This window comes from Loigolactobacillus iwatensis, from assembly GCF_003950295.1.
In the GTDB taxonomy this organism is placed as follows: Bacteria; Bacillota; Bacilli; order Lactobacillales; family Lactobacillaceae; genus Loigolactobacillus; species Loigolactobacillus iwatensis.
On the sequence record NZ_RHNP01000001.1, the window covers coordinates 198341 to 207648 of the forward strand.

The following is a 9308-nucleotide window of genomic DNA, read 5'->3' on the forward strand; positions in this document are numbered from 1 at the left end:
AAAATTAACTTTTACCATAATGAGAATCCCTTCGCGATAGACAGACGAAATGATCTAATTCATCTACCAACCATGAAGGGATTTTTCTGTGGAATCAATACGCCTAATCATGAATGATTGTTATACTAAAATTAATCATTTATTTTAAGGAGTGCCGCTCATGTTAAAAATTACGCATCTAGAAAAACAAAAATTTCCGCCACTTGAATTCATTGGTCGTTCTTATGATAATCATGATCGGCAAAATGGTACCTTTGATCATTTATGGCAGCAGTGGTTTGCAAATGATTTGTTTGCTCAGCTACGAAAGGAAAATGATCCTTACAGTGGTGGCAGTGCCTATGGTTTCATAAATGAAAGTAATGGTCGCTTTTCTTATTGGATTGGCGATCTATTTGATATTGGTACGCCTATTCCCCAAGGCTTTGAAAGCTTCACTCTAGGACAGGCGAGTGTCGGTGTCGCTTGGGTCAGTGGTCGGACGGATAATAATGAACTGTTTGGTGATCGGCCAATGAAAACGGCCTTTGAAGCGCTAAAGGAGGCCAAAATTGCGCAACAAGCCGACTGGGAGCACCTTACTTATTTCTTTGAACGGTACGATGACCGCCGCTTCGATGTTCACGCCAAAGAAACGATTCTTGATTATGGCTTTTACCTACAAGATCCTGATAGCCCGGTAAATAATTAAACGCTAGAGCTTTATAAGTTAGTCTAGGGTATGTCTTCAAATTAAAAACGTTCGTTACTTGTAGAAAATTCATCTATTTTTCAAGGTTAGTGACCTATTTTTTTGAATTATCTTATTAGTGAACACCAAAATTCCAAGAATGAAACTGATTTATCGTTTTTGAAGCCACTCCCTAGTAAAAGCCGATTACCTAGTCCCATTCTTTATTTAATTTTTATACTATTTTGGTTGGGAAAAATATAAGTTAAATTTAAACTGGCGCTATTTATTTTAATTAAAGACTTGCAGTAAACTACAAGCAGGTACAAAGTTGGGTGTAAATTAGAACTATATTTTAAACACTGTGGAGGTTGCTTTACGATGGGTAAGACCGTGTTATTAGTTGAAGATGAAAAGGGATTAGTTGATTCATTAAAAACTGAATTTCAATTTGAAAATTATCAGGTTTTGACCGCCTTTGATGGCACCAGTGCTGTTACTATTTTTAATCAAAAACAAGCTGAAATTGATCTGATTATTTTGGATTGGATGTTGCCCAAATTAGATGGGCTCGGTGTATTGCGTCGGATTAGACGGGAAAGTGATGTTCCAATCATTATGCTAACCGCACGCGATTATACCGGTGATAAGGTTGCTGGGTTAACTAGTGGCGCCGATGACTACGTTACTAAACCGTTCGATACGGAAGAATTATTAGCGCGAATGCAAACCGTGCTCAGACGGCCGCGACAAATGCAAGCCAAAGAACCAACTTCAATTTACCAGCTTGATGACTTAACTTTAAATATTGATAAACGCCAGGTAATGCGTGGTGAGCATAATATTCAACTAACTCAGCGCGAGTTTAGATTGCTATTAGAGATGTTCAAAGATATTGGCAAAACCTTTACCCGTGATGAATTACTTGATTTAGTCTGGGGCGTTGACTTTGATGGCCAACCAAATATTGTTGATGTTTACATTCGCTACCTGAGAAATAAAATTGATCGTTTTACCGATAAGAAAAAATTAATTCACACCGTCCGTGGTATTGGTTACGCACTATCCGTTAATGATTAAGTGGGAGCTAAGGGTATGAAATTTAAAGTTAAACAAAATAGTGCCTCAATTATGTTACGTAGCTTTATTTTAATGATCACAGTTATTATCCTGCTTTCCAGTATGACAACTGTATTTGCAGTCGGCCATCAACTATTAGAAACCAGCCAAATCAATTCGTTCAACATTATTAGTAGTCTTAAAAAGGCCGTCATTGATGGTAACGATGATTGGAAAAATTGGCGCCTAAACAGTACGCTTGATACAAGTACTAGTTATGTGCAAGTAAATAATAGGCGAAAAGATGCAACAATTAAAAATTATTATTCCCCTGGCACCAAAAAATTATTAAGCGTTAAACCCAAAAAAATTCCGTTTATTAAACGCCTTTATTACCGGAAAGATGTTGGTCCTCTTTATTATAATACAGGGCATGCTCGCGGAATTGATTACGAACTCTGGACTAATTTAAATTCCCAATTGGAAACGCTGGAACGAGTTGTGTTAGTTGCCATCATTATTTTAATTTTAACTTTAATGATTAGTCCGCTATACATTCACGCTATCGCCGACCGATTAACTAATTCTCTAACTAAGCTAACTGCAAGTGCAGAATCGATTTCGACAAAACCAAGTCAACAGGCCACACAGCTTCCCGTCCCTGATCGACCAACAGAGGTCACCAATCTGGCGAATAGTTTTAACCGCCTACTTAATCGGTTATATCAGCAATCCGAAAAAGAAAAACTATTCGTTTCAAATGCGGCGCACGAACTACGAACACCAATTGCCACGATCAGAAGTCACGCCCAGCTAATCCAACGCCGGGGGAAAGAACATCCGGAAATCATTAGTAAATCAGTCAATTATATTAACGACGAATCACACCAAATGCAAACTTTAGTAGATAGCCTGCTGACGCTTTCCAGAGCAGATCGTCTGGTTTTAGATTTTTCCGAATTCGATCTTAGCCTAACGTTAACCAAATTAGTCAATAAAATGACCCCCTTAGTTCAACAGAAAATAATTACTGAAATCCCGCCCAACATTAAAATTACTGCTCACGAAGCAAGTATTAGTCAAATTATTGTGAATCTTTTAAACAACGCTAACAAATATTCGGCTAAAGATAGCGAAATTCGGTTAATTTTAAAAAAATCGACAAACAAGGTTTTAATTCAAGTAATTGATCAAGGAATTGGGATTAGCACCGTAGATAAAGAACATATTTTTGAGCGTTTTTACCGCAATGCTGACATTCGCGGATCAATTCCCGGTACTGGTCTTGGCCTAGCGATTGTAAAACAATTGGCTGATTTGAATCACATCAAACTTAAAATTAGCGATAACCATCCACAAGGCACGATTTTTTCGCTAACATTGTAATCCCGAACCACGCGCTTAGGCCAAGTTAGGAAGCTACTTTTACGAATGCTTTCCTAACCTATTTACGCAAACGTACTAAATCTAAAATACGCCCTGAATCTCTTGCTTTTTTGCAAGAGATTTTTTTATTGCCCAAATTTAGCTCTTTGAGAATTTCTCAGATTAAGACCACTACCAATCACGTTAAACACTATTGGCTCTTTTTTTCTGAAAAATTCTCATTTTCGTTTTATTTAAATGCTCTTTTTAGGTCAACGTAAACCTAATATGCTAAATAGGAACTTAAAGACCAGCCGTTAGTTTCGAATGACTTCAAGGAACATTAGAGCAGAATAACCATCCCTAAAAAAATATTTAGCTTTTACTCGTACTTTAATCAAGAAAAGAGGAATTGATATGATTACCGAAATTCTCGTCTCCATTTTAAACATGAACCATTTACTCCCCAGTCTCATCGCCCAATATGGTGGTTTAGTTTACGGCGGCCTATTCATCATTATTTTCGTTGAGACTGGGCTAGTGGTTTTTCCGTTTTTACCTGGTGATTCATTACTTTTTCTCAGTGGCTCAATTGCGGCGATGACGGCACATTCATTAAACCACATCACTTTAATTATTTTACTTTCGATTGCAGCTATTGCCGGTGACAGCCTGAACTTTGAAATTGGTCAACATTTTGGTCAACATCTAACCAACCCAAAATGGCAAAGGTGGATTAAGCCAAAATATTTAAAGGAAACAGAAGTATTTTTCCATAATCACGGTAACAGTGCTATCTTTTTGGGCCGTTTTATGCCGATAATTCGTACCCTTATTCCGTTTACGGCCGGTATTAGTAAAATGTATTACCGCAAATTTATCCTTTTCAATATTTTAGGCGGCATCGCCTGGGTTAGTGTTGCAGTCTTAGCCGGATACTTCTTCGGCAACATTGCGATCGTTAAGACACATTTTGAATTAATTATGCTAGCAATCATTGTAATCTCACTTCTACCAGCAATTTTAATAAGTTTAAAAAGAAAATCTAAAGGGACTGATGTAAATGCATAAAAATAAAAATTGGTTGACCGTTGGGATCGTCGCCTTCATTCTCTTTTTAGGCCTAACAGTATCCGTTCACTTGGAACCGTTCTGGCTAACAACCTTTGATACGAACATTCAGCAATTACTAGCCGGCCTAGTAAATCCAACTCGCACGCAAATTTTTTCCACTCTGGCCTTTTTTGGCAGTCCTGCAGTAGATGTCGTTTTAACACTCTTACTCGCCGGTGCCTTTTGGATAAGGCGTGACTGGCTCATTGCCGTTTGGATCGCGCTAGCGCAACTAGGCGGCGATGCTGTCACGTTCGTAGTTAAAGAATTAGTCCGCCGACCACGACCACTAGGACAACTGATCAAAGATACTGGCTTTGGCTATCCCAGTGGTCACACATTTAGTACAGCCATTTTAGTATTAACAATTCTCTTTATTATTGTGCCACTACTGGAAGATCAAGAAGTTCAACTCTTGGTCTCATTACTAGCAATTCTGTGGTTTGGCGTAATTGCCTTTTCTCGAATCTACTTACGGGATCATTTTCCAAGCGACGTCCTGGCTAGCTTATTACTGGCAATCGCATGGTGGGAAGTAGCCCGCGTGGCGTACATTTATTATCTTGAATCCAACTTTAAATTTTTAAAAACTAACCTGATGAAGGAGGAACCTTAAAATGGAAAAACTAACAATTGTCGTTCCCGCATTTAATGAAGAAGAAGTACTGCCCTCAACAATTAAACGGCTACTTCAAGTCGAGAACGATCTAATAAAAAATTTACTGTTTGATCAAAAATCAGATATTTTAATTGTCGATGATGGCTCAACTGATAAAACTTGGGACATTATTAAAACAGAACACCAAAATAATGCTCGAATTGCCGGAATTAAATTCAGTCGAAATTTTGGTCATCAAAATGCCTTAATTGCTGGTATGCAGACGGCCGTTAAGAAGGCCGCTGTTATTGTCACAATCGATGCAGATCTACAAGACGATCCAACGGCCATCGCAGAAATGGCCGCTAAGTTTGCTAACGGAACGGATATTGTCTATGGTGTTCGGAATAATCGGGCCACCGACACCTGGTTTAAACGCAATACTGCACTAATGTTTTATAAAACACTTAATCTATTAGGGGTTAAGTTGATTCAAAATCACGCTGACTTCCGCCTAATGTCCAAACGGGCTGTTCAAACACTTTTACAGTATAAGGAACGTAATTTGTTTATTCGCGGCATTATTCCTATGCTAGGTTTTAAAAGCGATAAAGTTTATTACAAACGAACGCCAAGATTGGCCGGTGAATCAAAGTATCCACTTAAAAAGATGATTGCCTTTGCTTGGGACGGACTAACTTCCTTTTCAATTGCGCCAGTCCGCGCTATTTTATTGCTTGGTTTGCTAGCAAGTTCATTAGGCGTCATCGCCCTATTTTATTCTGTAATAACTAAATGGTTGGGTTTGACTGTGCACGGCTGGTCATCCTTAATGATTTCAATTTGGATTTTAGGCGGTCTCCAAATGTTTAGCCTTGGCATTCTTGGCGAGTATATCGGTAAATTAACGACTGAATCTAAGCAACGACCGCGCTTTACAATTGAAACAACGATCGGAGAATAGCTATGGCAAAGAAACTTAATCTAATGAAATTATTTCCACTACTTTTAGCTGGTGGTTTATTAATTGGTGTTATTTCAAATATTGTTTATCCCCAAAACATTAAGTTGAGTGGTCTCGTTATTATTGCCAGCACTTTAGTTTGGTACATCTGGCCCTATTTCAAAATAAAAACGAATCAATTAAATAAAACAACCATTAGCTGGACTATTGGCATTGGACTTACGTTGATATTCATTATTCAACTCATTGTTCTATGTTATCTACCGGTAACAATTTACCACGATCCCTTTAGGGTGCTCTATCAGGCCGAACATTTAAGCCAAGGCCAACACGTCTGGAGTTCTTCAACTTATTTTTGGCGTTACCCTAACAACGTGCCGTTAGCCTTTTTGCTATCACAATGGTTCAAACTGACGCTAATTTTTCACCTTTCAACCAATACCGCCTTACACCTATTATCTTTAGGCCTGCTTGATGGTTTTATTTTAGTGGCCCTAACAAGTATTCGCCGCTTTAGTCAGCAAAATAGTGGTGTGCTCGCTGCCTTGATTTTTTTCCTTATTAGCCCATTTGCGTACACCTATTACTTGCAGGTTTTTTACTCAGATCTACCAACCTTGTTTTGCCTAATTATCTGTTTTACAATTTTGGCCCAGTGGAATAAGTTCTCTAAAAAAAATAAAGTGCTCAATGGTATTTTCTTATTCCTATTAATCTTGCTTGGACAACTGCTTAAACCCAATCTAATCGTTTTCGCAGTTGCAATCGTTATTTTACTAATTGTCCTATTTCTAGAGGATCGTAAGACATTGCTCAAGTATTTATTACCTCTAATGGTTATACTACTTGGCTTTGCGGCAACCGTACCGGCTAGAATGGCAATTGCGCGTACCGTTGATTTTACAAATAACTCTAAATACCAACTGCCAACGACTCACTGGATTTGGATGAGCTATAATCCAAAGGGTAACGGGACTTACGTTGGTGCTGATGTCAAAAAAATGACACAATTACCAACTAAAACAGCGCGCCAAAATTATACAAAACGAGTATTACCCAAGCGAATTGAAACTTTAGGTGTCCGCGGCGTTGTTAAACGTTGGATTTTAAAAGCCGGGATTTTATTAAATGTCAGTCATATTCAACGATCTTACAGTGGTGGCTATATTGAAGCTCCCAAAATTTACCAAAAATACGAAGTTCAATTAAGCCTGCTGGGTTCTTTACTAATGCGTGTTGGTTTTATTTTCATTTATGGCTTGGCCTTTATAAAGTGCTTAGCCTTAATTACTAAAAGAAATTATGAAGTAAAACCAATCAGAGATTTAGCAATTGTGTTGGCTGTTGGCTATTTGGCCTTTCACGTATTAATTTGGGAAGCCGAAAGTAGGTATGGCCAGCCACTTCTACCCTTACTACTTTTAATTAATGCCTTTACGGCCCAGGAAACAGAAACTAATTTAGCCATTTACCACCAAAAAAATCGCAATTTATTTTTTGGCGGTGTACTTCTAATCACCGCCTTTGTTTTCGCGACGGAGACTAAACCGCTGATAAATGGCAAGCCAATGATTGTCGCTGGACAACGAAGTCAACTTTCACTGCAATATAAAGCAAAACCGACCTTGATTCAGCAAAACACAACAATCACGCAAAGAATCACCCTTAATCACACTGCCACTAGGCTATCAATCTCGGTACCACACCAGACACACTTAGAGGCAAAGCTTGTATCAATTGACCGGCATAAGCGTTATTCCCTAAATCATGTAGCAACAACCCTTGGTATTAAGCAAAAATTATTGCCCGGAAAATATGAAATTGTTCTAAAAAATACCTTACCTTCTCCGCAAAAAGTGGAATTGGTAAGAACCCAAAACTATGAATTGACACCACACCCGCTTTTAATTAACCATCAATCTTTCAAAGATAGCTCTTTAATTTATCAATTTACAACACCAATTCATAACTAACGTGGTCAAAAAAACAGTAGAAACACAATTTACGTCATCTTTTTACAAAAACAAAAAATCAGTAGCTTACTTGTGAGGTGTAAAAATGAAGAAAATCAAATTAATTTACGCTCAATACGCAAATATCACTAACTATTTATTTTTTGGCGGTCTAACCACCTTAATAAACATTATTGTTTTTACAACTTTAAATCATTTTACGGGCCTAAATTATCAAATAGCTAACGTCATTGCGTGGTTTTTATCCGTTCTTTTTGCTTATATAACTAATAAACGCTGGGTTTTCAATTCGAAAACAAACACTAATACGGCATTGTTACAAGAACTAGCTAGCTTTTTCCTTTTCCGAATTCTGTCACTTTTGTTAGATATCAGTATGATGTGGCTTGGTATTTCAATTTTGAATGGCAATCCTTTGTTAGTTAAAGTCATTGATAATATTGTAATTATTGCGGCCAACTATGTATTTAGTAAGTTGTTTATCTTTAAACCAGGTAAAGGCGTATTAACAAAATAATTTAGATTAAAGCGTGTCTCAAAAAATGTTTAAATTCTAGATTAGCATTAAGCGACACAATGGATCGTAATGACTATTCCAAGCGCTCCCTGAATTAGCGACAATGTCATTAGATATTTAATTCAGGAGACAAAAAAGAACAGGTTTGGCTGAATAATTGACCGTCTGGCCGATTTTTCAAACCTACCTGCTCTTTTTTTGTTTCACGTGAAACCCTCTTCGAACTAAAAGTAGTAATAACAGCATTAAACCACCAATTAAACTAAATGTTTGGTGCTTCAGCCAATCAATAATAAAACCAAAAATAAAATTACCAACTGGATGTAAAGCATCAACTGACAAGAACCAAATAGCGAAAACACGACCTAAATAGTTTACTGATGTTTCGTTTTGAACGAGGGTAATCATTTGAACGCCCAAACGTGACATGAAAAAACCGTAAACAGTTGCCGCCGCTAGTAGCACCCAATAGTGGACAAAAAGCCCACTTAGAATTAGCAAACAGCTGAAGGTAATCACATCACGATACACACTGTTCATGTGCAGCGCGCGCTTTTGCCCTGCCAAGCTCAGACCACCAACTAGACCACCAATGGCCATTAAACTTAGCGCGTAACTATAAAGCTTTTCGTTACCAGAAAAGTAATGATTAACTTCATAGGGCATTAATAAATTGAGCGCAGCGTAAAAAATATTTAGTAACCCATCAACAACAATCATCTGTACTAAAACAGTGTGTTGTAAACAATAATTAATGCCATCACGTAGGCTAGTCAATATCGATAATCGTTTGTGTTGCGGGCTATGAAAATGATAACGCAACATCAACCCTAAAAATAAAGAAAGTAAAAATGAACCGGCATTAATCACTAAAAAAGCACGAAAATTTAGCCATTTAAAAGTTAGTAAAACACCACCTAATAATGGTGCAAAGATATCAGCAAAATTAAAAGCAGTGTTAATCCAAGTGGCCCCCTGTCAATAAAATAGACAATTTAAATAGAGACTTTTTTGTCCTATGCCACGACTAAATTTTGAATTTGAGTTTG

9 protein-coding genes are annotated in these 9308 nt (G+C 37.5%); 8 read left to right on the forward strand and 1 reads right to left on the reverse strand.

All coding sequences use genetic code 11. The features are described from left to right. Positions 1–160 precede the first annotated feature (160 nt). From EKM98_RS00890 to EKM98_RS00925, 8 genes are all read left to right on the forward strand, one after another. Entirely contained in the window at positions 161–691 is a 531-nt protein-coding gene (locus EKM98_RS00890; RefSeq protein WP_125979804.1) for a hypothetical protein, read from the forward strand. A gap of 360 nt (positions 692–1051) precedes the next feature. Further along, on the forward strand, positions 1052–1750 hold the full coding sequence (locus EKM98_RS00895; RefSeq protein ID WP_125979806.1) for a response regulator transcription factor: 699 nt from the start codon (positions 1052–1054) through the stop codon (positions 1748–1750). Between the two features lie 15 nt (positions 1751–1765). Further along, complete coding sequence (locus EKM98_RS00900) at positions 1766–3115, forward strand: sensor histidine kinase (protein ID WP_125979808.1); 1350 nt, start codon at positions 1766–1768, stop codon at positions 3113–3115. Positions 3116–3511: 396 nt separating this feature from the next. Continuing rightward, on the forward strand, positions 3512–4165 hold the full coding sequence (locus EKM98_RS00905) for a VTT domain-containing protein (RefSeq protein WP_125979809.1): 654 nt from the start codon (positions 3512–3514) through the stop codon (positions 4163–4165). Further along, positions 4158–4823 (forward strand): phosphatase PAP2 family protein, encoded by a 666-nt coding sequence (locus EKM98_RS00910; RefSeq protein ID WP_125979811.1) that lies wholly within the window; start codon positions 4158–4160, stop codon positions 4821–4823. Before EKM98_RS00905 ends, EKM98_RS00910 begins: the two co-directional genes overlap by 8 nt. Position 4824: 1 nt before the next feature. Then, complete coding sequence (locus tag EKM98_RS00915; protein ID WP_125979813.1) at positions 4825–5769, forward strand: glycosyltransferase family 2 protein; 945 nt, start codon at positions 4825–4827, stop codon at positions 5767–5769. A gap of 2 nt (positions 5770–5771) precedes the next feature. Beyond that, positions 5772–7742 (forward strand): hypothetical protein, encoded by a 1971-nt coding sequence (locus EKM98_RS00920; RefSeq protein ID WP_125979815.1) that lies wholly within the window; start codon positions 5772–5774, stop codon positions 7740–7742. 85 nt (positions 7743–7827) lie between these two features. Then, positions 7828–8259 carry a GtrA family protein gene (locus EKM98_RS00925; RefSeq protein ID WP_125979817.1) on the forward strand — a complete coding sequence of 144 codons (432 nt, stop codon included), beginning with the start codon at positions 7828–7830 and terminating at the stop codon, positions 8257–8259. Positions 8260–8442: 183 nt separating this feature from the next. Here EKM98_RS00925 and EKM98_RS00930 read toward each other — a convergent pair whose 3' ends face one another. After that, the gene (locus EKM98_RS00930; RefSeq protein WP_318531605.1) at positions 8443–9129 is read right to left on the reverse strand and encodes an MFS transporter; all 687 of its coding nucleotides are present in this window, start codon (positions 9127–9129) and stop codon (positions 8443–8445) included. Between the last annotated feature and the right edge of the window lie 179 nt (positions 9130–9308).

Coding starts and splice junctions, on each gene's coding strand:
- EKM98_RS00905 (WP_125979809.1), top strand. CDS start 3,512: ATGATTACCGAAATTCTCGTCTCCATTTTAAACATGAACCATTTACTC.
- EKM98_RS00910 (WP_125979811.1), top strand. CDS start 4,158: ATGCATAAAAATAAAAATTGGTTGACCGTTGGGATCGTCGCCTTCATT.
- EKM98_RS00920 (WP_125979815.1), top strand. CDS start 5,772: ATGGCAAAGAAACTTAATCTAATGAAATTATTTCCACTACTTTTAGCT.
- EKM98_RS00900 (WP_125979808.1), top strand. CDS start 1,766: ATGAAATTTAAAGTTAAACAAAATAGTGCCTCAATTATGTTACGTAGC.
- EKM98_RS00895 (WP_125979806.1), top strand. CDS start 1,052: ATGGGTAAGACCGTGTTATTAGTTGAAGATGAAAAGGGATTAGTTGAT.
- EKM98_RS00925 (WP_125979817.1), top strand. CDS start 7,828: ATGAAGAAAATCAAATTAATTTACGCTCAATACGCAAATATCACTAAC.
- EKM98_RS00915 (WP_125979813.1), top strand. CDS start 4,825: ATGGAAAAACTAACAATTGTCGTTCCCGCATTTAATGAAGAAGAAGTA.
- EKM98_RS00890 (WP_125979804.1), top strand. CDS start 161: ATGTTAAAAATTACGCATCTAGAAAAACAAAAATTTCCGCCACTTGAA.